Source organism: Kordiimonas gwangyangensis DSM 19435 = JCM 12864 (genome assembly GCF_000375545.1).
Lineage (GTDB): Bacteria > Pseudomonadota > Alphaproteobacteria > Sphingomonadales > Kordiimonadaceae > Kordiimonas > Kordiimonas gwangyangensis.
Window position 1 is genome coordinate 173,576 of sequence record NZ_AQXF01000002.1, and the last position, 26,875, is coordinate 200,450.

21 protein-coding genes are annotated in these 26,875 nt (G+C 53.2%); 12 read left to right on the forward strand and 9 right to left on the reverse strand.

The window, feature by feature from the left end; genetic code table 11:
• Positions 1–33: 33 nt before the first annotated feature.
• The 9 genes from dusB (at position 34) to hflX (ending at position 12,062) form a co-directional block, all read left to right on the forward strand.
• On the forward strand, positions 34–1,020 hold the full coding sequence (gene dusB, locus B150_RS0105740; protein ID WP_026168226.1) for a tRNA dihydrouridine synthase DusB: 987 nt from the start codon (positions 34–36) through the stop codon (positions 1,018–1,020).
• A complete protein-coding gene (locus B150_RS0105745) occupies positions 1,020–2,123 on the forward strand; it encodes a two-component system sensor histidine kinase NtrB (protein ID WP_020398939.1) in 1,104 nt (367 codons plus the stop codon). The genes dusB and B150_RS0105745 overlap by 1 nt, the downstream gene beginning before the upstream one ends.
• The gene (gene ntrC / locus B150_RS0105750; protein WP_025896189.1) at positions 2,110–3,564 is read left to right on the forward strand and encodes a nitrogen regulation protein NR(I); all 1,455 of its coding nucleotides are present in this window, start codon (positions 2,110–2,112) and stop codon (positions 3,562–3,564) included. The genes B150_RS0105745 and ntrC overlap by 14 nt, the downstream gene beginning before the upstream one ends.
• A gap of 71 nt (positions 3,565–3,635) precedes the next feature.
• Complete coding sequence (locus B150_RS19875) at positions 3,636–5,999, forward strand: sensor histidine kinase NtrY-like (protein ID WP_020398941.1); 2,364 nt, start codon at positions 3,636–3,638, stop codon at positions 5,997–5,999.
• Positions 6,000–6,020: 21 nt separating this feature from the next.
• Entirely contained in the window at positions 6,021–7,412 is a 1,392-nt protein-coding gene (ntrX, locus tag B150_RS0105760; RefSeq protein ID WP_020398942.1) for a nitrogen assimilation response regulator NtrX, read from the forward strand.
• A 37-nt stretch (positions 7,413–7,449) separates the two neighbouring features.
• Entirely contained in the window at positions 7,450–8,823 is a 1,374-nt protein-coding gene (gene trkA / locus B150_RS0105765) for a Trk system potassium transporter TrkA (protein ID WP_020398943.1), read from the forward strand.
• A gap of 6 nt (positions 8,824–8,829) precedes the next feature.
• Positions 8,830–10,269 (forward strand): TrkH family potassium uptake protein, encoded by a 1,440-nt coding sequence (locus tag B150_RS0105770; protein ID WP_020398944.1) that lies wholly within the window; start codon positions 8,830–8,832, stop codon positions 10,267–10,269.
• 173 nt (positions 10,270–10,442) lie between these two features.
• Positions 10,443–10,688 carry an RNA chaperone Hfq gene (gene hfq / locus B150_RS0105775; RefSeq protein ID WP_020398945.1) on the forward strand — a complete coding sequence of 82 codons (246 nt, stop codon included), beginning with the start codon at positions 10,443–10,445 and terminating at the stop codon, positions 10,686–10,688.
• Complete coding sequence (gene hflX, locus B150_RS0105780) at positions 10,689–12,062, forward strand: GTPase HflX (RefSeq protein WP_020398946.1); 1,374 nt, start codon at positions 10,689–10,691, stop codon at positions 12,060–12,062.
• Positions 12,063–12,065: 3 nt separating this feature from the next.
• Here hflX and mazG read toward each other — a convergent pair whose 3' ends face one another.
• Positions 12,066–12,866: a nucleoside triphosphate pyrophosphohydrolase gene (mazG, locus tag B150_RS0105785; protein WP_020398947.1), complete on the reverse strand. Its 801-nt coding sequence runs from the start codon at positions 12,864–12,866 to the stop codon at positions 12,066–12,068.
• A 113-nt stretch (positions 12,867–12,979) separates the two neighbouring features.
• Between mazG and B150_RS19880 the strand changes: the two genes are divergently transcribed.
• The 3 genes from B150_RS19880 (at position 12,980) to B150_RS19890 (ending at position 15,617) form a co-directional block, all read left to right on the forward strand.
• On the forward strand, positions 12,980–13,933 hold the full coding sequence (locus B150_RS19880; protein ID WP_020398948.1) for a glycerophosphodiester phosphodiesterase family protein: 954 nt from the start codon (positions 12,980–12,982) through the stop codon (positions 13,931–13,933).
• Positions 13,933–14,565: a phosphatase PAP2 family protein gene (locus B150_RS19885; RefSeq protein WP_020398949.1), complete on the forward strand. Its 633-nt coding sequence runs from the start codon at positions 13,933–13,935 to the stop codon at positions 14,563–14,565. The genes B150_RS19880 and B150_RS19885 overlap by 1 nt, the downstream gene beginning before the upstream one ends.
• Positions 14,566–14,714: 149 nt before the next feature.
• The gene (locus B150_RS19890) at positions 14,715–15,617 is read left to right on the forward strand and encodes an NTP transferase domain-containing protein (protein ID WP_162139657.1); all 903 of its coding nucleotides are present in this window, start codon (positions 14,715–14,717) and stop codon (positions 15,615–15,617) included.
• Between the two features lie 482 nt (positions 15,618–16,099).
• Here B150_RS19890 and B150_RS19895 read toward each other — a convergent pair whose 3' ends face one another.
• From B150_RS19895 to B150_RS0105840, 8 genes are all read right to left on the reverse strand, one after another.
• The gene (locus tag B150_RS19895; protein WP_162139658.1) at positions 16,100–17,314 is read right to left on the reverse strand and encodes a chondroitinase-B domain-containing protein; all 1,215 of its coding nucleotides are present in this window, start codon (positions 17,312–17,314) and stop codon (positions 16,100–16,102) included.
• Positions 17,315–17,389: 75 nt separating this feature from the next.
• Positions 17,390–19,240 (reverse strand): hypothetical protein, encoded by a 1,851-nt coding sequence (locus tag B150_RS0105810; RefSeq protein ID WP_020398952.1) that lies wholly within the window; start codon positions 19,238–19,240, stop codon positions 17,390–17,392.
• On the reverse strand, positions 19,237–21,471 hold the full coding sequence (locus B150_RS0105815) for a DUF4175 family protein (protein ID WP_155859955.1): 2,235 nt from the start codon (positions 21,469–21,471) through the stop codon (positions 19,237–19,239). The genes B150_RS0105810 and B150_RS0105815 overlap by 4 nt, the downstream gene beginning before the upstream one ends.
• Complete coding sequence (locus tag B150_RS0105820; RefSeq protein WP_020398954.1) at positions 21,464–22,768, reverse strand: BatA domain-containing protein; 1,305 nt, start codon at positions 22,766–22,768, stop codon at positions 21,464–21,466. Before B150_RS0105820 ends, B150_RS0105815 begins: the two co-directional genes overlap by 8 nt.
• Complete coding sequence (locus B150_RS0105825; RefSeq protein ID WP_202899356.1) at positions 22,769–23,629, reverse strand: DUF58 domain-containing protein; 861 nt, start codon at positions 23,627–23,629, stop codon at positions 22,769–22,771. It lies immediately after the preceding gene.
• A 54-nt stretch (positions 23,630–23,683) separates the two neighbouring features.
• Positions 23,684–24,679: an AAA family ATPase gene (locus B150_RS0105830; RefSeq protein ID WP_020398956.1), complete on the reverse strand. Its 996-nt coding sequence runs from the start codon at positions 24,677–24,679 to the stop codon at positions 23,684–23,686.
• Positions 24,680–24,713: 34 nt separating this feature from the next.
• Entirely contained in the window at positions 24,714–25,418 is a 705-nt protein-coding gene (locus B150_RS0105835) for a DUF4159 domain-containing protein (protein ID WP_020398957.1), read from the reverse strand.
• Between the two features lie 91 nt (positions 25,419–25,509).
• Positions 25,510–26,871: a TldD/PmbA family protein gene (locus B150_RS0105840; RefSeq protein ID WP_025896201.1), complete on the reverse strand. Its 1,362-nt coding sequence runs from the start codon at positions 26,869–26,871 to the stop codon at positions 25,510–25,512.
• Between the last annotated feature and the right edge of the window lie 4 nt (positions 26,872–26,875).

Below are 26,875 nucleotides of genomic sequence, written 5' to 3' on the forward strand. Positions count from 1 at the left end.
TAGGCAGTGACGCGTAAAACTAGGTAAAGATTGATGGCTCTTAACATTGGACCGGTAGAAATCAAAGATCCAGTTATTCTCGCACCCATGTCGGGGGTGACGGATATGCCGTTTCGGCGCCTCGTAAAACAGTATGGCGCGGGCCTTGTCGTGTCTGAAATGATCGCGTCTGAGGCCATGATCCGCGCGACCCAAAGCAGCATGAAAATGTCGACCAACTGCGCTGAAGAATTTCCGATGTCGGTTCAGCTCGCCGGTTGCGAAGGCGAGAAGATGGCGCAGGCTGCCAAGCTCAATGAAGACCGTGGCGCCGCGATCATTGACATTAACATGGGCTGCCCGGTGAAAAAGGTTGTGAATGGCCATGCCGGTTCTGCGTTGATGCGGGATCTTGATCATGCGGGTGAGCTTATCCATGCAACCGTGAATGCCGTATCACTGCCAGTGACGCTCAAGATGCGTCTCGGTTGGGATGACGCCAGCTTCAACGCGCCGGAACTTGCCAAGATTGCTGAACAAGCTGGCATCAAGATGGTGGTGGTCCATGGCCGTACCCGCTGCCAGATGTACCGAGGTCATGCCAACTGGAAGAAGGTTGGCATTGTGAAGCAGGCGGTGAACATCCCTGTTATCGTCAACGGCGATATCAATACGTTTGAGGATGCGGATCAAGCGCTTGCTGATTCTGGGGCAGATGGCGTGATGATCGGTCGTGGTTGCTATGGCAAGCCCTGGCTTATCAATCAGGTCATGACATATCTGCGCACAGGTGAGCGTATTGCAGACCCGGAGCTTGAAGATCAGATGAACACGGTTCTCGAGCACTATGAAGAGATGCTGCACCATTACGGCGTTGAAGGCGGTGTCCGCATCGCGCGCAAACACCTTGGCTGGTATACCAAGGGCTTGCACAGTTCCGCCGATTTCCGCAATGAGATCAACCGTATGGACGATCCGGCGGATGTGAAAAAAGCCTTGAAGGAGTTTTATCTGCCGCTCTGTGAACAAATGGCAGCCTGATGGGCAAAACGGGGGGCAGTTCGGGGGAAGATGTCAGCGCTCAGGATGTATTGCACAGCCTGAGCCAGGCTATTTTTCTTATTGGTCCCGACAATTTGGTCGAAGATGTCTATGCGCAGGCAGAAACCATCTTCGAACGCAGCCGCGAGAGCCTTTGCGGCAGTCCGATTGCCCACCTTCGAGGCGTAGGCTATGCCGCCGACGGTCTCGTGACCCGGGCGCGCGAAGAAAATACCCCGCTCAATAGCTATGATGTTTCAGTGATGCCGCCGATCGGCGATATTGAACTGATGGACATGCATGCGCACCCCCACGGGGAGGGAGATTACATCATTCTCTCAGTGCAACCGCGCCGTATTACTGCTTTTCTTGAAAAGCGTGCAGAGATGGAAGCGGCGGCGCGGTCTGTCAGCGGTCTCGCGTCCATGCTCGCGCATGAGATCAAGAATCCACTGTCAGGGATTCGCGGGGCAGCACAGCTTATGGCGCGAGCGCAGGACAGCAAGAATGTGCGCTTGACGGAGCTTATCGTTAAAGAAGTGGACCGCATCAAAGGATTGGTCGACGAGCTTGAAACCTTCAGTTCACCGCATGCCCATACCAATGAAGCTGTGAATATCCACGAAGTGCTGGATCATGTGCTCAGCGTCGCTGTGGCAGGCTTTGCCGCCAAGTGTTCATTCAGGCCAAGGTTCGACCCTTCTTTGCCGCCAGTATTCGGCAATTATGACAGGCTGGTACAGGTGTTCCTGAACCTGGTGAAAAATGCAGTCGAGGCGGCGGGTCCAACAGCAGACATTACCATTACAACGGCTTACAAGCACGGTATCTGGCTTACAAGCCGGTCGGGCGAGCGTATACGCTTACCTGTTGAGGTAACGGTGCAGGATAATGGTCCGGGCATCCCAACTCACCTGCGCGGTCACCTGTTTGATCCATTCGTGAGCGGTAAAGAGGGTGGTACCGGCCTCGGCCTCGCGCTTGTCGCGCGTTACGTGAGCGACATGGAGGGCACGGTTACCTGTGATAATCACCCGCAAGGTGGAGCGCATTTCAAAGTGCAGCTTGCACTTGAAGAGGATATGAGACGTGACGAGAACTAAACCCACTATCATCGTTGCAGACGATGACCTTGCTATTCGCGTGGTGGTTGGCGAAGCACTACGCCAGGAAGGCTGGATGGTGATTGAGGCAGATGACCTGCCTGAGTTGCACCGGCTTGTCGAGCGGGGGCAAGGTGATGTGGTGATATCTGACGTCATGATGCCGTCAGGTAGTGGCCTTGATGCTTTGCCGGGGCTTCTTGAGAAGCGCCCCGACCTGCCTTTCGTCATCATGAGTGCGCAGAACACACTTTCAACAGCGATGGCTGCGACGAACAATGGTGCTTTCGATTATTTGCCAAAACCTTTTGATATTGATGAGTTAATATCAATTGTTAAGAAGGCACTTAAAGAAAAATCAACACTCGTCGGTGGCGATTATGAGCGCGATGAGAATATCCTTATCGGCCGCTCGCCAGCGATGCAGGAGATTTACCGCACGATGGCTCGGGTGGTGAAAACCGACCTGACGGTCATGGTCACGGGGGAGAGCGGTACCGGTAAGGAGCTGGTCGCCCGCGCACTTCATGCACACGGGCCTCGCGCCAACAACCCCTTTGTGCCTGTCAACATGGCAGCCATTCCGCGTGAGTTGATTGAGAGTGAGCTTTTCGGTCATGAACGAGGGGCTTTCACCGGTGCTGAAACGCGTACGCTTGGCCGATTTGGCCAAGCCAAGGGCGGTACATTGTTCCTGGATGAGATCGGCGATATGCCGCTTGAAGCGCAGACCCGGCTGCTGCGCGTGCTGCAGGAAGGTGAATATCGCACAGTTGGTGGTCAGAAGAGCATCAAGGCCGACGTGCGCATCATTGCAGCTACCAATAGAAGCCTTCAGGCGATGGTGCGGTCAGGGGATTTCAGGGAAGATTTGTTTTTCCGTTTGAACGTTGTCCCGATTTCGCTGCCCGCGCTGAGGGAGCGACCCGGCGACATCCCTGACCTCGCCGAGCATTTCCTTCGCAAAGCAGTGGACAAAGGCCTGCCGCAGAAGCGCTTGACCGATGGTGCCAAGAAAGCGCTGCAATCGTTCGATTGGCCGGGAAACGTGCGGGAGCTTGAGAATCTGCTCCAGCGAATTTGTGCGCTGTATCCCGGTAAAGAAATCTCGGGCTCCGTGATCAAGGCCGAGTTTGACCGCTCCACGTCCGAGATGGCGGGTGGGCCCATGAGCATCATGGCAGATGTGAGTGGCGGTAATTTGGGGCAGACCATCAGGCTGCACCTTGATCAGTACTTCGATTACCATGAGGATGGATTGCCGCCCGCAGGCCTATATCAGCGCATTCTGCGTGAAGTAGAGCGCCCGCTCATTCAAAAAGTACTTCAGGTAACGAACGGGAATCAGGTGAAAGCCGCGGAGCTTCTCGGTTTGAACCGTAACACCTTGCGCAAGAAAATCCGTGAACTCGACATTTCCGTGCATGCTCGTACGCCCTAAACTTTGCCACAATTGCATTTCAGTGTGTGATATATCTGGAACAATAGTGGCAAATATGCATCATAGGCCGAATGTCGAATAACACGTCGCCAGAATCGCCTGATATTTCGAGCGGGGCACCCAAGCTGCCCGGCCGCCGTTGGGCCAAATTTATGCTGTGGGCTCGGCGACTTAAGCTCGCTGGTCGGATAGAGATCCTGCTATCAGTTCTCGCTGTTATTTCAGCGATCACCACTTATATCGTTATGTCACGCAAGTCGGGGCCGTTTGAACTGGCATCGGGGCGCACCATGCGCGTGCTGCTGGCCATCAATCTCGCGCTACTCCTTGCGCTTGGGGTATCCATTGGTCGTTGGTTTGTACGTATCTGGCTGTCTCGCAAGGGCATGGCTGCAGGTTCTCGTCTGCAAACCAAGGTGACCAGCTTCTTTATCGCGATTGCCATCGTGCCACCGATTATCATGACGGTTTTCTCGGCCCTGTTCCTTGAGTTTGGCATCCAGTCATGGTTCAGCGACAAGGTGCGGTCTGCGCTCAATAACTCACTTGAAGTTGCCGAAACCTACATGATCGAGCACCGAGCGACGATCGAGAAGGATATGCAGGCCATCGCGCTTGCCTTCAACAGGCTGACACCGCTTCAGCAGACAGATAATATGACCCTCCAGCAAGTTGCCTACAGCGCGCTGAACACGCGTCTTTTGTCTGAAGTTTTGCTTATTGAAATGCAGGACCTCGATACGGAAGGTGCGGTTGTAGCCCGTGCAAACCAAGGGTTGGAACTCACCACTTCGCGCTTGCAGAAAAGCATGCTTGATAGGGTTCGGCAGGACGGCACTTTTGTCGCCTCCAACACCGCGGACAACACCGTTGTTGGAATGACCAAGCTGAATGGCTTCCTGCGTCCGACCTATCTTTATATCGCGCGAGACCTCGACCCTCAGGTTCTTGGCTACCTGCAAGCAACACGCTCGGCAGTGGCGGATTACGAGAGCCTGGAAGGCCAGCGCAGCAATATTCAGCTGCAGTTCAATGTGGTCTTTATCATTGTGGCTCTCCTCATCCTGCTAGCGGCAATCTGGATTGGCCTTTGGTTCTCGGCCAAACTTGTGACGCCGCTCTCCAATCTGGTGGACGCTGCGGAACGCGTGGGGCAGGGCGATCTTGGTGCTCGTGTCCCAAGCCCGCCAACAAGTGATGAAGTAGGTATGCTTAGCCGCGCCTTTAACCGCATGACCGACCAGATCGCGCGCCATCAGGACGCGTTGATTGAAGCAAACCAGGAACTGGATGAACGCCGGCGCTTTCTTGAGGAGGTGCTGGAGGGTGTATCAGCTGGCGTCATTGGGCTGCAGCAGGACGGTACGGTGTTTCTACCTAACCGCTCTGCCGCTAACTTGCTGGGCGTGGCCTACGAGGACCTTATTGGTAAGCGCTTGCACGAAATTATCCCGGAATTTAGCGAGTTGCTCCGCCAGGGTGAAGAAAGTGCCGCCGGTGAAGTGAAGGGCCAAGTGCTGATTGACGTGAAGGGCGAGACCCGGACCCTTCTGGTGCGTGTCTTTGTGGAACGTGGGCACGCCGACACAGATACAATCGGCGGCTATGTGATTACCTTTGATGATTTGACGGAACAGCTGGCTGACCAGCGGACAGCCGCGTGGGCGGACGTTGCGCGACGCATTGCGCATGAGATCAAAAACCCACTGACCCCGATCCAGCTCTCTGCCGAGCGACTGAAGCGGAAATACCTCAAGGAAATCGCTAGCGACACCAAGGTCTTCAGTCAGTGTACGGATACCATCATCCGGCAGGTGGGTGACCTGCGGCGCATGGTCGATGAGTTTTCATCTTTTGCCCGTATGCCAGCCCCGATTTTGAAGGAAGCCGACATTGCCGATGTGCTAAAGCAAGCTGTGTTCCTTCAGGACGTGGCAGCAAGCCGCATTCAATTCACGACCCGCATGCCAGACTTGGTACAGCCGCTCAAGTGCGATGGGCGACTGGTTGGGCAAGCGTTGACAAATATTCTGAAGAACGCTGTTGAATCAGTTACCGCTCGTATTGAGCGGGATATGGAAAGTGGCGCAGATACGGTAGAGCCTGGCCTTATCAAGGTAGATCTTATTCAGGACAGTGACCGCACCGAAATCCGAGTTGATGATAACGGTCTTGGTCTTCCGCAAGACCAGAAGGACCGCCTGATGGAACCCTATGTGACCACTCGGGCAAAAGGAACCGGTCTCGGTCTCGCGATCGTACGCCGGATTATGGAAGAACACGGAGGAATTGCCAGAATTGCAGACCGTGCGCCGCTTGGTGCCCGGGCTGTACTGGTGTTCTCGCACTCCGCGCTAGAGAAGCGTGCCTTGAAGGCCGACGACGCGGCAGTTGATGAGAAAAACAATAGAAGCGGCCCGGCGGCCGCCGAGTAAATACTAGGGAGTTTGCCACTTATGGCACTTGATATTCTCATTATTGATGACGAGGAAGACATTCGTGAGCTGGTATCCGGCATCCTGGAGGATGAGGGATATGCAACGCGCACGGCACATGACAGTGACAGTGGCCTCGCGGAAATTGAAGCGCGTTTGCCGTCACTTATGGTGCTCGATATCTGGCTGCAGGGCAGTAAACTTGATGGCCTTGAAATTCTTGAGCTGGTTAAATCCCGTCACCGCGATCTTCCGGTGGTGGTTATCAGTGGCCACGGCAATATTGAAACGGCAGTCGCTGCCATCAAGAAGGGTGCGTACGACTTCATTGAAAAGCCTTTTGAGGCGGAACATCTGCTTTTGACCATTCAGCGTGCGACCGAGGCAGACCGCTTGCGCCGCGAGAATGAGGAGCTAAAGAAGCGCTCAGCATTCTCGGTTGATATCACGGGCAAAAGCCACGCGATCAATACTGTGCGGCAGAATATTGAAAAAGTTGCCTCGACCAATAGCCGCGTACTGATTCATGGGGCGTCCGGTTCCGGCAAGGAGGTCGCAGCACGGCAGATTCACGCACGGTCCCACCGGGCCGGGGGCGCCTTTGTTGTCGTGAGCGCGGCATCGATGGAGCCGCACCGCATGGAGCAGGAGCTCTTTGGGGTCGAACAAAACGGCGGCGTGGTAAAAACCGGCCTCTTTGAGCGTGCACACGGTGGCACACTGTTTATTGACGAAGTGGGCGATATGCCATTGCCGACGCAGGCGAAGATTCTGCGGGTGCTGACGGATCAGGCGTTTGAGCGTGTGGGTGGTAATACGGGTGTAAAGGTCGATGTCCGCGTTATCTCGGCGACCAGTAAGGATCTCGCGAACGAAATTCGTGAGGGCCGCTTCCGGGAGGATCTTTATCACCGTTTGAATGTGGTGCCGCTTAAGATGGCGTCGCTCGCTGAGCGTCGCGAAGATATCCCAATGCTGGCGCAGAACTTCCTCGATGCACTCGCTGAAGCCACCGGGCGGCCCAAGGTACGGCTCGCGGATGATGCAATCGCAGCCCTTCAGTCATACGACTGGCCCGGCAACGTGCGCCAGCTCAAGAACATCATGGAACGTTTGGTGATCATGGGTTCGGACGAGTTCGATGGTGAAATAGGGGCCGAGCAACTGCCGCAAGAGATACGGTCTGGCTCAAGCGACTTGTTGCACTCGGGTGGCAATAGCGCCATTATGACGACACCGCTGCGGGAGGCGCGCGAAGCATTTGAGCGAGAATATCTGAAAGTGCAGATCAACCGGTTCAGCGGAAACATCTCCAGAACCGCGGCCTTCATTGGCATGGAACGTTCTGCGCTGCATAGAAAGCTCAAATCGCTTGGCCTCACAGGTAGCGCGAAGGGCGACGAGATAGAGTGATATTTAATCCTCTACTTCAGAAAAGTGGTATAACTATATGAAAGTAATAGTCTGTGGCGCGGGGCAGGTTGGCTTCAATATCGCGAAGCACCTAGCTGACCAACAGAATGATGTCACGGTGATCGACCGGTCACCGGAACTGATCCGCAAGATCAGTGAATCGCTTGATATTCAGGCGCTCGTTGGGCATGCGTCTGACCCGTCGATGCTTGCTAAAGCTGGTGCAGCGGATGCTGAACTTCTTGTCGCTGTTACATGGTCAGATGAAGTCAATATGGTGGCTTGTCAGGTGGCCAGTTCGCTTTTCAGTGTACCGACAAAAGTGGCGCGTATCCGTAACCAGACTTACCTCAAGCCCATGTGGGCTGATCTGTTCTCGCGCGATAATATGCCTATCGACGTGATCATCTCACCTGAACTTGAGGTTGCGCAGGCATTGCACCGGCGCTTGCAGGTGCCAGGTGCCTTCAACATGGTACCCTTTGTTGACGGCAAGGTGCGCCTGATCGGCTTGGTGCTTGACGAAAACTGCCCGGTAATTGAGACACCGCTCCGCCAGCTCACGGAGCTGTTCCCGAACTTGCAGACAACGGTGATGTCTGTTGTTCGAGCAAACAAGATTTTTGTGCCCCGCAGCGATGACCAGCTTCAGGCCGGTGATGCGATCTATATCGCGGTTGATGCCAAAATGTCTGAGCGCACGATGGCGGTGTTCGGGCATGAGGAAAAAGCGGCCCAGAGACTTGTGATTGTAGGTGGTGGTAATATCGGTCTTTTCCTCGCACGCCTTTTGGAGGATAACGCCAAAACCAACGTCAAGATCATTGAATTTGATAAGGAACGCGCGGCGATCATTGCTGAAAAGCTGAAGCACGCCGTTGTCATCAATGGGGATGCGCTGGACCGTGAAATCCTGCAGGAAGCCAATATTTCGCAGGCTGACACGATTGTGTCCGTGGCAAACGATGACGAAGTGAACATTCTGTCGTCGTTGCTCGCCAAGCAGCAGGGCTGCCCGCGCGCTATTACGCTTATGAACAACCCGATCTATGCAAGCCTTGTTGGTTCGCTCGGGATTGACGTGGCGCTCGACCCACGCGAAACGACGGTTTCATCGATTGTGCGGCACATTCGCCGCGGCCGCATTCGCGATCTTTACAGTATCTTTGAAGGTAAGGCCGAGATCATCGAGGCTGAGGTCATTGAAGGATCAGTGGTTGCAGGCAAGACAATTGGCGAATTACGGTTACATGGCGATGTGAAGTTCGGCATGATCGTTCGTGATGAAGACGCTATTGTCCCACACTCCGATACTGTGCTGCAAGGCGGTGACCGCGTCGTGATCCTCGCGCTTTCTGAAGCGGTGAAGAAGATCGAGCAGCTTTTTTCCGCGCGCGCGGACCTGTTCTAGCCTCACATGTGGACGAGCCGCCTTTTTTACCTGATTGGCTGTTGGATCATTATCCTGGCAATAACGCAGCTTGTGCCGTTTTTTGTTGCGCTCTTTCTCAGGGAATGGGAAGCGGCGAGCGGCTTTTTTGCTTCGATTTCCATCGTGCTGCTGGTGGGCGGTTCGCTCTACCTTGGTTTCAGGTCGTCTGAACGAGTGCGCATGCGCAAGCTCACGATCCTGCTGCCGATTGTGGGCGGTATTTGTCTCGCTTTTGCAGCGGGTCTGCCGTTCTTTTTCCTGTTCCCGGATGCGGGACTGGTACCCGCTTTCTATGAAGGTATGTCGCTTCTCACGACGACAGGCGCGAGTGCCTATGAAGGGGCCGTGGAAGAATACCGCTCTTTGCAGTTATGGAGACTGCTTGCGGCGTGGCTTGGTGGCTTCATGGCAATATGCATCACGCTTTCCCTGCTGACGGCGCTCAATAGCGGCGGGCTTCAGTTGCACCGTTCCGCATTGCCATATGGCGATAGTGACAAAGGCTATCCGCGCCTGCGTGCAACGGCCCAGTCACTTTTCCCGCTCTATGCTTTCGTGACCGCACTCTGCTGCCTGCTTCTTATGTTCGGTGGTCAGTCGTTTGGTGACGCGGCCATGCTTGCCATGGCTGCGATTAGTACCACCGGCATTTCACCGAATTCCGGGCATGTGCTAAGCAATGGTTGGGTGCAGTTTATAGTTCTGGTTTTCTCGTTGATAGCCATCATGAACTGGGACCTTCATTATGCGCGTATCAAGCAATTGAAGGTTGCGGGAACCTTTGGTGAGGAGACACGCTCACTACTGATCATTGCAGGCCTGGGTACACTTGTCCTCTATCTGCTGTCCGGAAATTATGACATTGGCTCGTTGTGGGGAAGCATGTTTGCCGCTATGTCGGCGTTGGCAACCACTGGGTTTCAAACACAGTATGATCCCGGCATTGGCGGCGCGCTTCCTGTCACAATTATCATTATCGTTCTGACCTGTATCGGGGGCTCCGTTGCGGGCACGTCTGGCGGGCTCAAGCAGTTGCGCGTCGCGGTTATCTATTTGCTCGGGCGAGGGGAGGTCGACCGGCTCGCCCATCCGCACGGCGTCAGGTTGCAGAAATTTGATGGCGGACCGGTGGAGAGCAAAGATATCGAAGCCGTCTGGCTTTTGCTTGGAGGTTTTGTATTCCTGTTCACCATCGGGGCCCTGATTTTGGCAATTCTGGGCATCAGCTTTCAGGAGGCTGTCGCGCTTACCTTGTCTTCCATGACGCTGTCCGCGCCACTCGCTGGTGTCATCGACCCATATTTTCCCGGCTTCTCCGGTCTCAGGGATAGCGACTATATATTGTTATCGTTTTTGATGCTGATTGGCAGGGTCGAAGCGTCCCTTTTTCTGGCACTTTTCGCAAAATCCATGTGGCGCGGATAATTATCGTAAAGTCTGTTGACCAAAACCAGCAACGTCTGACATATATGTAACCGCGCGTAATCGCTGGTGACGGGAAAAACTATGGCTTTACCGGAGCTAAAAACAAGGCGGTGCGGGCTATCGCTCTTAAGGCTGATATAATTAGAAAATCAAATAAAGAAAACGGACAGTCCATGTCAGAAAAAAATCAGAACCTCCAGGACGTCTTTCTCAATGCCGTTCGCAAATCCAAGACGCCGGTAACGGTGTTTTTAGTCAATGGTGTTAAACTTCAGGGAGTTATCACCTGGTTCGACAACTTCTGTGTTTTGTTGCGCCGGGACGGGCATTCCCAGCTTGTTTACAAGCATGCAATCTCTACCGTGATGCCGTCTGGCCCAGTGCAACTGTTTGAGCCGGAAAAAGACCTAGAGGGTTAATTGGCAAACAAGACTGAAGACCGTTCGGCCGAGCGGTCGGGTGGCGGCTGGTCGACAGAAGGACTTGGCTACCTGCAGGATCAGGAAGCCAAGCAACGGGTGTATGTTGTACACCCGTTCATGCGTGATCGCGCTGACACATCTCACCTGAAACGCTCGCCAGAAGCACGCCTTGCGGAGGCTATGGGCCTTGCAGAGGCTATCGATGTTGAGCTCGTTGGCGGCGAAATCATCGCCATGCGTGAACGCCGTCCCGCGACGCTTATCGGCACAGGTAAAATCGAAGAACTTAAGGAATTTGTCAAAGAGCATGAGATCGATCTCCTGGTCTTTGATTGTGAGCTGAGCCCCGGCCAGCAGCGCAACCTTGAGCGTGAAACCAAAACCAAGGTGATTGACCGGACGGCTCTGATTCTTGAGATTTTTGGAGCCCGCGCCAGTACAAAAGAGGGTGAGCTTCAGGTTGAGCTTGCACACCTTGAGTATCAGCGCAGCCGGCTCGTCCGGTCCTGGACTCACTTGGAGCGTCAACGCGGCGGCTCCGGTTTCATGGGCGGACCTGGTGAAACGCAGATTGAGGCTGACCGCCGAATCATCGCGGACCGTATCACGCGCATCAAACGTCAGCTTGAGCAGGTCACCAAGACCCGCACATTGCATCGCGCAGGCCGCCAGAAAGCGCCATACCCAATCGTTGCACTTGTCGGTTATACCAACGCGGGCAAGTCAACGCTGTTCAATCGGCTAACAAAAGCTGAGGTTTTGGCCGAAGACATGCTGTTCGCCACGCTCGACCCCACGATGCGTGCGGTAGAGTTGGACGGTGGACGGCGGATTATCCTGTCTGACACTGTGGGCTTTATCTCTGAGCTTCCAACAACGCTTGTTGCTGCATTCCGGGCTACGCTCGAGGAAGTCTGCGAAGCGGATCTCATTGTGCACGTGCGGGATGCGTCGCACCCGGACACCGAGATACAGAAGCTCGATGTGGAAGCGGTGTTGGGTGAGTTGGGCGTAGAGCTTGTTGAGGAAGGCGAGGGCACGCCGTTCGTTGAAGCACTGAACAAGATCGACCTGATGCCCCAGGATGAGCGTGACGCACTTGTAACCCTTGATGCACGGGTGCCGCGGACAGTCGCTATTTCTGGCCTGACCGGCGACGGCTGTGACAGGCTGCTTGAGGCGATCGACCTCACACTCAGCAGCGCAGACATGCGCCTGAAGGTGGAGGTACCCTATAGTGACGGTGCGACCCAGGCTTGGCTTCACGCCAACAGCCGGATTGTTGTCGAGGAACATCGGGAAAAGGCCGTCTACTACGAGGTCTATGTCGACCCCGTTGCATGGGCGAAGTACAAAAGCAGGCAGCGCTGAGTTTTACTGCGCTGCCTTCTCCTCAGCTTTGGCGATGTTCCAAAGGGAATCCATTTCTTCAAGAGTGGATTCTTTTGGGGATTTTCCTTTTTTACCGAGAAGTTCTTCGATTTTATGAAAGCGACGCTCGAACTTGGCGTTGGTGCCCCGCAGGGCCTCCTCCGGGTCAACGTCAAGATGCCGCGCAAGGTTCGCCATCACAAACAACAGGTCGCCCAGTTCGTCTTTGATGCGCGCGCGGTCGGGCTCGTTCGCATGGACCTCTGCGACAAGCTCGGCTGCTTCTTCCTGCATTTTTGCCAGTACGTCAGTGGTTTCCGACCAATCAAAGCCGACACGTGCTGCACGCTTTTGCAGCTTCACGGCACGGAGAAGAGCGGGCAAACTGATGGAGACGCCGTCCAACGCTGAGGGCGCACGTCCTTCTGACGCTGCCTTTTTCGCACGTTCCTTAGCCTTTTGGGCTTCCCATGCGCCAACTTGTGCGTCGGCGGTCGCAATATCCGCATCCCCAAAGACATGCGGATGGCGGCGAACCATCTTCTCGCTCACATTTTGCACAACATCCGAGAAGGAGAACAGGCCTTCTTCCGCTGCCATTTGGGCATGGAAAACAGCTTGGAACAACAGGTCACCCAGTTCGTCTTTAAGCGCTTCCATGTCGCCAGCGCGGATCGCCTCGTCAACCTCATAGGCTTCTTCAATGGTGTAGGGCGCTATGGTCTCAAACGTTTGCTCCACGTCCCACGGACATCCGCCCTCTTTCGCGCGCAGGCGCGCCATGATTTGAAGAAGGTCATCCATTGAATATTTCGTTGCCATTAAAAATCTCGGTAATTCGGTTGAAATATGAGCCAGCTTCATGCCTTAAGTAGTGCGGGTCAAGTACCGAGCTGAATTTTGAAGGGGTCGTGCTGATGCAGAATATTTTCCGTACCTTTGTTGCGCTCATTGTCGCAACCTTTTTGTCGTGGACAGTGTCGGCGGAGACCGTCCCTCAGCCGACTGACCCGGATGTCAGATATTATATCGAAGTGCCTTCCGGCGGTCTGCCAGCTTTCTTCAGATACCATCCGATGCGTGTGCCGCTGGTTAGTCACCACCGGGGCGGACCGGCACCCGGGTATCCGGAAAACGCGATTGAGACGATGGATAATGCGTTGCGGTACGGTTTTGGTCTCATGGAGGTTGATGTTGCCGAGCTTCGCGACGGAAGCCTTATCCTCATGCATGACGATACGCTGGACCGCACGACAACCGGGCAGGGTGGCGTCACAGATAAAACGCTCGACGATATTCTCAAGTTGCAACTTGTCGACAACGAGGGTGTGGCGACAAGCTATAAAGTGCCAACTCTGCAGCAGGCGCTGTCTTGGGCAGTAGGCAAGGCAATCCTGACGCTTGATATCAAGAGAGGGACAGATTTTGCTAAAGTCGCGGCCGCGGTGAAGGCTGCGGGTGCTGAAGACTATGCAGTGGCGATTACCTACTCCCTCGATCAAGCCAAAAGCTATTACGAGATTGCGCCCTGGATGATGCAAACCATCTCCATGTATGATGAGGAAGATATTGCGGCTGTGAAAGCGAGCGGTATTGAGCCGTCGAGAGTCATCGCATGGACCGGAACTCGGCAGCAGGCGGAAAGCTTCTATGCAGCTGTGCACGCCGAGGGCTGGCGGACAATCTCGGGGACCTTTGCCCTCGATAAAGAGCTTGCGGTTTCAGGCGCGGACCAGAAGTATCTCTCGATATATAAGCTCGGCGTTGATGTTATTGCGACCGACAGATTTTGGGCAGTGCAGGGGCTGATCCGAAATCCAAATCTATTTTATTTTGTGCGTCGCCCGGCTGCGCTCTCGAAGGAAAATTGATGTCATCAAAGTCTTTTGCAATGCCATTGCTTTTTGCTGTGCTCTTCAGTGTCTGGATGGTGCTTACATTCTCTGGAGCTTTGGCGCCGTTTGACGAAGCAGGGTTGCTTATGTTTCGGGACGACAGTCTGGCGCCGGTAGGCGGGCAGACTATGGTTGCTGTCATGACTGGCGTAACCCATCTGGGCGACAGTATAACCGCGATTGTAGCCGCTGTACTTGCGATCGGTTATGTGCTTCTGCGTGGCGCGTGCAAACTGGCTGTTTGGGGCAGTCTGGCGTTGGTGGGCTTGTTTCTGCTGAGCCCACTGTTGAAACTTTTGTTTGGCAGGGCGCGCCCCGATATTGTTGAGCACCTTGTGCATGCATCGACAAACAGTTTCCCGAGCGGGCACGCCATCAGATCATTCGGCATCTACTTGCTTATCTTTATGATTTTGCGCGGGTTTTTGCCGCGACACCTACGCACGCCGGCTGTTGTGGTCGTACTTCTGGTAGCGCTAGCGACCGGTATTAGCCGTGTCTATCTCGGCGTGCATTGGCCGACAGACGTCATCGCCAGTTGGCTCGTTACATTTACGTGGGTAACCATTTGGCAAGAAAAACTGAGCTACAAGAAAGATGTCGTTTAGAAATCCCCTGCACAACGTTGCCTTTCAACGCGTAACCGGCTAAGGATGATATGACAAAAGTGTTAAACGGCGCTTGGGGGAGTGGCCGTTTAAATAAGTACCGAGCCTAAGTTATTGGTTCAGGGGTTTTTTAGGGGGGAATGGGGTATATGAACGAAATAGCCATGTATGAGTTTGAGGCTAAGACACGCCCAGTTTGGTCAAATAAACCGAAAATTCGTAGTGCGGAAAACCAGAACAGTCGCGATTTCACGGCTATTGTTTTGGCTGGAACCCGTCGCGATGATGATCCTGTTGCAGCACTAATCGGCGGACAGTTTAAAGCTTTGGTCCCCATTTGCGGTGAACCAATGATCTCCCGTGTCGTGAAAGCGCTGGCATTCTCTGGATCGGTAAAGCGTATCGTGATCGTATTTGACGAACCTGAGTTGCTGTTTGCAGCATGCCCGACGCTTCAAGAGGAAGTGGGCGATGTTGCGATTGAGGTGAAGCCATGTGCCGATACGATCTGCTGCAGCGTTGATGCCGCGATTAAAGGCGCGCAGGCTGAATGGCCGTTTCTGGTGACCACAGCAGACCATGCTTTGCTGACTTCCGAAATGGTAGACAAGTTTTGCAATGACGCACGCAGCCGTAAAGGCTTGGCCGTTGGGTTTGTGGAACGCTCTTATCTGGAGGCGGCACACCCTGGCTCCAAGCGCACATATCTGCCTTTCAGAGAAACGCAGCTCTCCGGTGCCAACTTGTTCGCGTTCCTTACAGAAGAAGCGCTGCCCGTGCTTCAATTCTGGCGGGCTATTGAACAAAAACGCAAGAAGCCCTGGCAGCTTTTTAAAGCGTTCGGTTACAAGAATCTATTTGGGCTCTTGTTCAAGAGATTTACGGTTGATCAGGCTTTCGAGCGCGCGTCAAGTGTGCTTGGGGTAGATGCACGCGCAGTGCGGTTGCCTTTTGCTGAAGCCGCAATTGATGTTGATACAGCACTCGACTACGAACAAGTGAGCGAGATACTCAGGATGCGAGAAACCGCGGCTGCGGCGCTGGCCTACTGATTGATCGGAAGCTAATCAGCTGGACTTGCGAATGCGGGAATTGCACCGCGGGCAGTCCAGCTTTCTGCGGCTTAGCAGAACCCATCGCTTTATATTGAGGTTAAATATCTGACCGCAGGCGTGACAACGACGCTTCTGGCGGCTCATCAGATGTACACCCACAAGCAGCATAATTCCAGCAAGCACGACAGCAATCGCTGTTGCATGGAAATAGGCAACCAACGTCGCTGGTGCTATAAAAAACAGTAGGAAGAAACCCCAGAATTTGTCAGTCGCTGTCATAGATTGCACCGTGGAAACGAAGTTAGTGATCTAATCGCAGGTTCTTAATGACCCTCTATCTTCCTTCGCATTTAAAACTATAACTTTCAATAAATCGTTAAAATTTTAAATACCAATCTATGGTTTAATAATTTCTTCATATGAAGGCGTAATGAAGCAGTCAGCATGACGCTTCATTACTTGTTATATGTGGCGTCGTATTATTCTTGGGCAATGATTTTTGACAACATTTCGGGAATGCTGCATTGCGCCGGTTGTGTCATTGCGCCTAGCCATCGGCTTTGTGATTTTCCTGTGCAGAAATCTACACCCGGAAAATCGTCTGCGGCTCGCATTAGATCTTCGGGGTCCTCTGGGGATAGATTGTAAGTTGCGAGGCCGGGAAAGAAGTTGTCCAAGTCTGGTTCAACAACGTTATTCACTTCGCGGAAACGCCCGCCATCGCGTTCCTTGACCCGTCCCTCAATAATGTTATTCGCGAGAGTCGCGAAGCTGCCTGAGAAACGTACGTCAACACCGGCTGTATTCAGGATGGTGTTGTTAATAAGTTCGGTATTCGCTGCGCTATTGAGATAGATCCCCACATCGTTCGGACAGTTCAAAATAATATTGGAACGCATTACACCCTTGTAATGCTGAATGGTACAGGAGCGGCCCTGACAAAAGCGTGGATCCTTAGTGCCTCCGCCTCCAAAGGACAGCCCTAAACGAACACCTCCCGATGAACGCCATTCACAAATGACCAGATTACGCTCGAAGAGGCCATGATCCGAATTACCTTTAAGAAAGGCTGCATAACTAATTTTATCGCCTTTAGCCTTAGCAAAGTCAGCAATGAAATTGTGTTTTATTTCCCAGTGCTGTCCGCCTACGACATCGATAGGTGTGACTGGATTACCGGTCTCGCGAGGGCGTCGATTGTAGATATAATTGTCCTCAATTGTCACATGGTCAGGAAACTGCTGCAAATCATCTATGATTTTGCCATTGCCTTTAATTGCGGCATTAAAATCTATCAGGCGATTGTTTTTGATAGTTATATGATCGGCATCGCCGACGATCTGAAATGCATGTTCACAATTATTGTCCGTTTCACATACGCCTACAAATTCCACACCTTCAATTGTCCAGTGACTGCCCGTCACTTTGAAGCCTATCGTAACAGGGACCTGAATTGTCACTTTCCCTGCTGTAGCGGGGCGAATGGTTATTGGCGCGGCAGCAGTCCCACTTGCGGAGAGTTCAATTGTGCGGGGAAGTCTGTACAGGCCGGGATAAACAGCAAATATATCGCCAGGTTTGGCGGTTTTGACATATTTGTTGAAATCATCATCCGCAATAAGGATTTCGTCGGCGCGCACAGCTGTAATGGACAGCAGTGCCAAGCAAAAAGCCGCGATGATGTTTGTTCTCATTCTGCTCCCCCGGGAAAACTGCATAAAGGTTATGCCTTATTTTAACCTTCTGCGGCTTTGGGCTCAACGGCAAGTTTACGACGCAAGCTTTCGTTCGGTCCACAGAAGACAGGCACACACTATAAAGAGTATTCCTAAGAGCGCCGAGCTAAACAAGCTGCGGGTGTTTACCCTTGCCTTTGTCAGTTGATCCGGCTTTTGTGCGCCGACACGAAGTTTGGTGGCCGTGCGGCGTTCCCAGGCAAAATTGGCAGCCCAATCATTATTGTCGAAGACATAAAAATAATCGCTATCCAAAGATTTGCCATCAGTGTTCAACAGTGACCGGCGATACCAGCCTGTGTTCTGAGGTTCAAAAAAGGAACATGCCCTGTCAGATGAGAAGCGATCAGCTGCAAGAGTTTGGGTTTGCGTAAGCTTGGCTCCGACATGTTCTATCTGGACAGAAGCGCTCACATTGTTGACGAGGCCACAATTTGCCAGGCGGTCTCCCAATCGTGGAAGCAAATTGTCCGCGTGGGGTATCAGGCGCGCAGCACCGGTTGTGCGCCCGACTTTGCCAGCAATATATGTCCAGTATGAAGAATATATGCCTTTGTTTCCGGCAAGGACCCAAGCATATGACTGCCGCAACCATGAAACAGCGATGCGGCCAAGGCCATATGATTTGACAACACTGACGGGGCCTTTTTGCTCGCTACCGACGAGTGGTGCCCAGCCCTCGACATATGCAGAAACAGGTAAGGTGGGGAGGGCAACGTCACTTTCGGAAAGTTGTGTTGGCCACTGAGGCCTAACTGCATTTGTTCGACTTTCTGAGGGAACGAGGGAAATGCCCGTTAAAAGATTGTCCGGCTGTTCCTGCAGCTGCTGTACCAAAGCGCTGTCGGCTTGGATAAACAGGCCTAGGCCGTTGACTATAGCTGTGTCCAAAGCAAGGCGCTGCGTGTCTGTAAGGTCCGAATAAGCCCGACCATCCATGACCACAATATCAAATGCTGAAAAATCGAAAGACTGAAGCATCCCTTCCGACGCGGCCGCTGGCTCTGTGGAGCCCGCTATGATGTAGCGACCCTTGCTCACAGTGCTCAGCGCAGTGATCTGCGCACCATAGCTGTGTGCCCATGCAGAAAAGTGTCTGGCCTCAAAGCCGGGCGCAGATTGAAGCAATAGAATCTTGGTTGTTACCGGCGACGTTACCGATAGCGCAATGTGTTCCTTATCAAGTTCCGTGCTCTCCCGATCCGTCACCTCTAATGTATAGGTGATGGGGCCGGGCAGGGGTGTGCTGGCGGATAGCGAAAAACGACCACCTGCCCGGACTTTCTGCATTGAGATCTCGCGGCCGGCCGGATCAGCCAGCGCAATTTTGAAAATTTCGCTCTCTTCTGCTGCCTGAGAGGCCTCAAAGGTGCCGGTTACCGTCCAAGTGTCACCCACATACACGACTTTGGGCCACCTGACATCTATGATACCGGTTGGAGCATCACGCGGTGTGTCCCATTCAATTTTCAAACGACTGTCAAGTTTTTGCCAATCAGCTTCCCTCAATCCATATCCTAAAAGGTGAACAGTATCAGGAGAGTTTGCTATATGTGGAAGCGCGGAAATGCTTGGCAAGCGCGGCGCACCCTCTACTGCTTTTGATAGCCAAGGGGCGCTATATGTCTCAAATTTCTGCGCCTCGTCAGGCAAGGCATCCTGGTCCGTAATGACCGTAACCTTGAGCGGCTCGCTATCGGTTGTTTGTGGGTCAAACAGGAGGAGCAACAGTGCTGCGTATGCGGCGATGTTCAGGCCGACTACCGCAAGGTGCCGCTTTTTGTTGGTGGTTCTCTTGCAAGCAGCCTTGTATGAAGCCAATACGGTGGCGACGCAAAATGGCAAAGCCAATATCAGCCAGGTTATAGGAATTGCGAAGGTCATGGCTGTACCCAACTTTCAATCACCGGGTCCCGTTCAAAATAGAAGCTACGTCTGGGCTGCGGGGCCGAAACAGGCGCTGAAAGAAGCCCCCAAAGCGCTGCTTGAACCTTTGATTTGCAGTCACGACAGTCGGCCGGTGTGAGGGACTTCGATAACAGTATTTTTTCAATGGCGGCGGCATGCGCAATAAAGGCAGGCCTCTCCTCTGCGCTTTTCACAAAGTATGCGCTTAGTTCTTCGAGGATGGCGCGGGCTTCATCGGTGAATTCGTTATTCTCATTGAGGAAGATGAAGCCCTTTTGGATCAAAACCTGATCTTCTGTTGGCGCAATCTCCTCGCGGATGATGTCGCTCCGGCTTTGTATATCCTTCAACTCACCGGTCAGGCGTTTTTCTTCACTTACCGGAGGTGGCTCGAAGCCAAGACGTTTGACATAGATCCTGTCCGCTTGTTTGGCCAACTTCAGGAACTTCAGCGCTTCATATTCGAAGGGCAGGGCCTTCTCTGGCTCAGCCAGCATCAGATGCAGTTCAGCCTGCCACATTTCATTCACCGCTTTTTTCATCAACGTTTTGGGGTCGCGTTTTGCAATGGGCCCAATGTCGGCTTCCTCATGTGCGTGCCCAAATTTTGCAACGAGTTCGGAAGCGCCTTCTCGCGATTGTCCCAGACGCGTGGTCTCGCCATGGTCGTGTCCAACATCGGGGCGTTCTTCCCGACCTTCGTGATCGTCGTGATCATTGCCATGTTCAGCGGTTGGTTCGGAAACGCTGGATAGCTGCTCGCCAGGGCCTTCCCCGAATTCGTCCCCAAGGTATTGCCCATAGCGTTGCTTCAGGTCGCTTTGTGCCTGTCCAAGTCCATAGGATGTCTCTTTAAACGTCGTTTTATTAAGGACGGGTCCATCTGCAATCAATTGCTCGGTTTCGATGATGATTTGACGTTGGCTTTTGAAGTATTCAGGAACGAAGTCGGTTACGATTCCGTCCGCTGCCAGCTCATTTTCTGCTTCGTCAAGCCAGCGAATTATAACGGTCGCAGATTTTGAGGTATTGGCCTCCGGCGTTCGATTGTCAGTGGCAACAACCGCAAAATAAAGCTCGTCTCCTGGCTCCATGCCCAGCGTACGTAGGTCCCAATTTTTGATGTATTCGTCCCCTTCAGGGCCAACATTTTTCTTTTCAAAGGAAAATACTTCGTCACGGAACTTTACAGCTTCACCTGTGCCTTTCGCGACGGAGGCCAGAATTTGTGTCTCTGCAATGCCAAAGTCATCCTGGATTTGCGAACGAAGTTGAAATACAGGCTCCGCCGTTTTCGAAAACTCTAGAGTGGTCGATTTGGGATCTAAAATACGGATCGCTGGTTTTTTGTCTCTTGTCACACTCAGCGTGTAAATACTGTCCAATGTTTGGCTCTGATCGTTGTCCCTCACAGCGAACTGGAAAAGCATTGTTCGTTCGGCCTGAAGTGTAACAACGAAGTCATTTCCTTCTTGAGCGACAAAGGCCATGGCCGCGCCACCTGAGGGTAATAGTTCATACTTGGCCTCGGAATCAGAAAACGACGCAGTTATGCGGATTTCACTGTTTTCCAGTGCTTCAATATTGAGGCTCTGGCCGCTTGTGGTGGATAGGCCCGTGTAAGCCGGCGGAGTAACATCAACTTGAACTGCGAGAAGTGTCGGCAGTTTATTGTTCTCGGATTGTGCTACCGCCAGTTCTCGCGGATCTGATGCTGGTGAAAAATCAAATGAAATTGGTCCTACAAACGTGGCGGCAGCGGCGATTGTCAGGGCCAGGCTCAATGCAAGCATGCGGTGCGTGTTTGCGAGGGCTGGCAACCAAAGATCGCGGCTTTCAAGGTGATGGAGAAGCCGTGGTTTAATCTTTTCCCTTTGCAGCCGGTGCAACAGCAGGTCCTCCGCCGAGGTGGACGCCATCAATTGCGCGCTCTCTTCGAGGTCTGGCGAAGTGCGATTGAGATAGAGCAGGAAATCAAGCTCGCTGAGCGTGGGCCTGTTCAAGACCAGATGGATTGCCCAACAGGTGCCGAAAACGGCAAGGCCGATGCATGCTGACAACATGGGCGTAGTGCCAAGAACACGCGCAGCAGCAAAGACCATAAACATTGACGGCACCCAGTAGAGACCAACTCTCAGTATCAAGCGCCGCTGCATTAGGTGTCTTGCTTGCCGGATTTTGACCGAAAGCGAACCGTGATCAGTCATGGCGGACCCTTTCGCTCACATAACGTTCCAAAGACCAAAGGGCTATCAGAATGAGAGCTAGCCATAAGCGGGTAGGTACGGGCTGGCGTAAACCTGAGATTTCAGTGTCTGCCGATTCCGTTGGTACTGGCGCGTTTACCGTTGCAGCAGGATATCTCTGGTGCAACTCGTCGCGGTCATTCATTAGCAACGACAACAACACGATTGGAAACTCCGGCTGCTTGCTCAAACTGTCTGGTCCGTCCGACAGGCTGAATTGCAACTCGTATTCTTTCCCCTGCGAGTTATGTGCCTGCGTGAGCAAAGGCACCCCGCCTACTGTTTGCCAGATGTCCTTGCCCTGATGAGCCTTGGATGGCGAAACGCTTGCGCGGAATTGAGTGAAGGGGTAACTACCGAGCGATATATTCTCCGGCGTACCGCTTTCAGTAGTATCGGGTGAAAGTTTTAAAATACGACCACCAGCCTTCAGTTGCCGGGGCCATGCCCCCAGGTCCTTCCGGCTTGCCCAGATCAGCCAATCAATTTCTCCATTTTCTTGGCTGGGCGTTTCTTCCGCGCTGAATACCTGCAAATCGAGAGAAATGGACCGATGCTCTGATAGTGTCCGAATGGCTTTCGCGATATCGGCAGCCTGCTGGCCAAAATCGTTGTCTTTTATCAGAATAATTGAAAGTACCCGCTGGTCAGCGTCAGTCGGTGATGGCGCCTCATCAATGTGCCAAACGATGTCAAAGTTACCAAGTGCACCGATGTCAGATAAATCCGATGCCTTATTTGTTGCAAATACGTGGACTGGGCCGTTGTATTGCTTTTCACTTAGCTCCCCTAGCAGTGTGCCAGCAACGCTGAAGTTTTGATTATTAACATCAACTACATCATCTATATCGTTGATATTAATTGATTTTACATCTCCTGATAAAATGCCTGCTGTTCCGCTACCGGCTGTGCTGAAGGCCGATAGCCAATCTTCTCTCGACGCCTTTTGGGCCCACGCAGGGGTGACAAATACGCTGCTTTCCGATGTTCCTTTTCCTTTGGTTGACATCAGTTCGGCTACACACAATGCAGCTAGGGCAAGTATCGCAATACGAAGGAGAAGCAATATCAGGTTTGTTAGCTTGACCTCCGTGACACGTTTGCTCTTTGCGCCACGAATAAAATCGAGGGTCCCTACGACAACAAGATTTCCCTTACTCTTGTTAAGGAGGTGAATCAGTATTGGAACCGCAACCGCCAGCAGTGCCAGCAAGCCGAGCGGATTTGCGAAGTGGAACATGCCAAAAAGCGAGCTCATCTATCGTTCCACCCTCATTCTACTTTTCAAGAAGTCGAAAATGGAGGCATCCATTGGTTCGTCCACGTTAACAGTAGATTTCGTGACAGACATTTGCCCGAGACTTTGCTCAAGTGCGGCTTCAAAATTCGCGCGTTTTGCCCGATAATGTGTGCGCGCATCGCTTGCGGAAATGCGTATTTGCTCGCCTGTTTCAGCGTCTTCGAAACGGATAATCCCACTGTATGGAAAATCGATTTCGGCATTGTTGACAAGCTGCGCCGCAACGACTTCGGTGTGCCGACCTGTAAGTGAGCGGGTCACATCCAGTATCTCTGTCTCGTGTTCAAAGAAGTCGCTAATGACAAAAACGAGCCCAGGCACCTGAAGCGGTCTGAGTACGGGCATAATGTTACCATTGGCGGGAAAGCTCTTGCGCGCTCGAATGCGCGCTAGTTCGAGGAGGAGGGCGGTCCAATGTTGCTCGCCGCTTCCAAGAGGAATGACGTGATGACCTTCGCTCGACAGTGCGAGCAGGCCGATGCGGTCTCCCTGCCTGTGCGCGATATAGGACAACGTCGCGATAAGATGCGCAGCATAGTCAAGTTTTGACCAGCGCGGCTCTGAGGTGTCGGTACGCGAGGTGACATCCATTGATGCACTGGCATCCAGAAGGAACCACACTGCAATTTCACTTTCCCGCTCTGCCTCCCTGACAAAATAACGATCTGAGCGGGCGAACAGTTTCCAGTCGATACGCCCAAGGTCATCGCCGTCTTCATAAGAGCGATACTGGCTGAATTCTATGCCTACGCCACGCTGACGGCTTTGATGCATTCCGTGCAGGAATCCATCTGCCACCGTCTTGGCAATAAGCGGCATATCTTTCACCCTCGCGAGGGTTTTGGGATCTATGAAACGTTCCATTTGCCGAGATCAGCTCATTGGGCTTGTTGGCACATTCACTTCATGGAAGAGCGCGGCAATAATGTCTTCTACCTTGATATCCTCCGCCTCGGCCTGGAAGCTCAGGAGCACCCGGTGGCGCAGAACGGCATTTGATACAAATCGGATGTCATCGAGGGTCACGGCATACCGGCCACTCAGAAGTGCTTTTGCTTTCGCACATTTCACAAGTGCCTGGCCGGCCCGCGGGCCGGAACCCCATTTGACATAGGATTTAACAAGCTCAACACTGCTCTCCTGTGGTCTTGTTGCTCGTACAATGCGAGCAACATAGGTCAGCAGCGCAGGTGAAATCTCAACGGTCGAGACAAGCTTTTGCAGCGCGACAATATCTTCGCCCTCAAGCACTTTGTTGAGCTCCGCTTTATAGGAGCCTGTTGTGCGGTTCAGGATCTCCACTTCGTCTGCTTCGGTAGGATAACCTACACGGATGAACATCAGGAAGCGGTCAAGTTGTGCTTCAGGCAAGGGATATGTACCAGCCTGTTCAACCGGGTTTTGTGTTGCAAGTACGAAGAAAGGTTTGGGAAGATCATACCGTTCGCTGCCGTAGCTGACGCTATGCTCCTGCATGGCTTCAAGAAGGGCGGCTTGCGTTTTTGGGGGCGTGCGGTTGATCTCATCGGCCAGCAAAATGTTGGTAAACAATGGCCCTTTACGGAACTTGAAGAAGCGTTTGCCGGTGCTGTGGTCTTCCTCAAGGATCTCGGTGCCAATGATATCACTCGGCATCAAATCCGGCGTGAACTGCACCCGGTGGAAGTCAAGCGCGAGGGTTTTGGCGAGCGTGTTCACCATCAGCGTTTTCGCGAGCCCCGGTACACCTTCAAGAAGGCAATGCCCGCCGGCAAGGATGCTGATCAGCAGCTCCTCAATGATCTCCCGTTGGCCAACGATAACTTTGCCAACCTCGCTCACGACCTGATCAAGCTGGCTGATCTTTGTTTTTACAGTCTGTTCGTCCATCTTTTTTCTCGCATGTCTTATGTGTGGAGTAACATCAAGCCGTCATTGCATAGACGACGATGTTGACCGCAAACCGAGTGTTGTCGACCCTGAGCCAACGTTTGTTCCTGAAGTCGTAGTCCCACTCACAGCCATAGTCCTTATTGCTGTATAGGACTGCAATTTTGCCATTGATAACAATGGCTTTCAGGTAGTCGTGCACAAGATCGTCACCCCATCCATTCAGCTCCAGCCCGGTATTTGGCGGGCCGTCAAACTTGAAAAAGGACGAATAGATCGGGTGATCGTCCGGTATTTTCTGTAGGGCCTCCTCACCAAATATTTCCGCCATTTGCTGCTCGAATGTGCGCGCAAACAGGCCGTCGATGTCGTGGTTGCAGTCGTCCACGAAAACGAAGCCGCCATTTCTGACGTAGGTTTCAAAGTTTTGGCGTTCCGCCGGGTTGAACTCGACCAACCTGTGCCCTGCCATGTAGCAGAATGGCGACATGAGCATCTGTGGGTCTTCAAGAGCGATTACGCGCTCCTGAAGGTCAACCCGTATGGTTGTGTATTCGATCAGCGAATTCAGGATATTTGCCGGTGTTCGCTCGTCGACTTCCCAATCCCCGGACTCATAGCTGAGGCGCGTGAAATAGAAATCATAGTCGTTCTGAAGCTGCGTTTGCGCAGCAACTTTACTTGCGATTGGCAGTAGCCCAAGGGCGCCCAGTGATTTTATGAAAGTTCTACGATGCACAATTGTTCACATTACAAATTACCCGAGGGGAGGGGGCGTGATACAGCCCCCTCGCGCCAGGTCGTTCATAAGGTTGCTTGTCTGACCCGGTTTAAACCGCGTCAGACAGGCTGCTGAAGGTAAAGTCACGGATCTTCATCGGCGGGATCATGCAGCCTTGAATGCGCTGTGGTTTACCAAGCGCCTCGAGGTTGTTCAGCATGATGACCGGGCTTTCGTTGAAGCGGAAGTTCTTGATCGGATATTTGATCTCACCGTCTTCAATATAGAAGGTGCCGTCGCGGGTCAGCCCCGTATACATCAGTGATTGCGGGTCAAGCTGACGGATGTACCAGAGACGGGTCACAAGCACACCACGACGGGTGCCCTTGATCATGTCTTCAAGGCTCTCACTGCCGCCAACCATGTTAATCGCAGGGCTACCACCGAACAGACCCCCACCAACAAATGGGGTTGGTACATAAGGCATGCCAGTTTTCTGCGCCCAATAACGGGAGTTCGGCATGGTTTTGACAACGCCGTCCTTGATCCATTCGGTGCGGTTGAAGGCAGCACCGTCGCCCGCGAACGGATGGGTCGGGGTATCTGGGTCCTGCGGGTCGGTGTAAATGGTGACCCGTTCGTCAAACATCTTCTGGCCGAGTTTGTTTTTCGGCGCGTCCGGATCGTCCGACTTGTTCGTGAGGAAGCTGCGGCCTTCATCTGCCTGCCGCTGGTCCATGGAGTTGAACATGTTCAGGAGAAGCTGGACGGTCGCTGCCGGTTCCATGATCACGGTGTATTTGCCCGGCTCCATCGCCTTGCCGTCCGCACTTGCCATCGCTTTTTGCGCTGCGATCTCAGACGCCTCGCGGGTGTCCATCAGGCTGGCGTCGTGGAAATCACGACTAACCCAGCCGGAACCCTTGCCATCTTCGGTACGGATGGTGGCAGAGAAGTTGATGTCCGTCGCTTGGTTGTAGGCGAACAGGCCAGCGCTGTTCATGATCGCCGCGAAAGTGGCGGAGTCGTTCAGGAAGCCTGACGACACGAGGCCTTTTTCCTTGGAGATCGAGATGCTGGCGTCTGCCGCATTCGCCCGCCAGTTCGGGTTCACATCGGCCGTGGACTTGAAGTAGGTTTTCACATCCACATAGTCCTGTGGGCCGAGGATCGGCATGAACTCCGGGTTTTCGGGTGCAAGCTGTGCCAGTTCTTCCGAGCGGCGGACCACACGCTCAAGCGCTGCGTCCGTAAACTCGTTGGTGCTTGCAACGCCGGTCTTTTTACCAAACGTCGATTGCACGGTCAGGATCGTGTCATTGAGTTCACCTGCGGTACTGACCGAGTTGCGAGCAGTACGGATGTTGCCGCTGACTTCGCCGTTCAGGTTACATTCGATCGATTCCGCTTTGGAGTAGGCGACCACTTTGGTGAGCAGCGCCTTGGCTTCGTCTCTTGTCATAATAGCCATGATA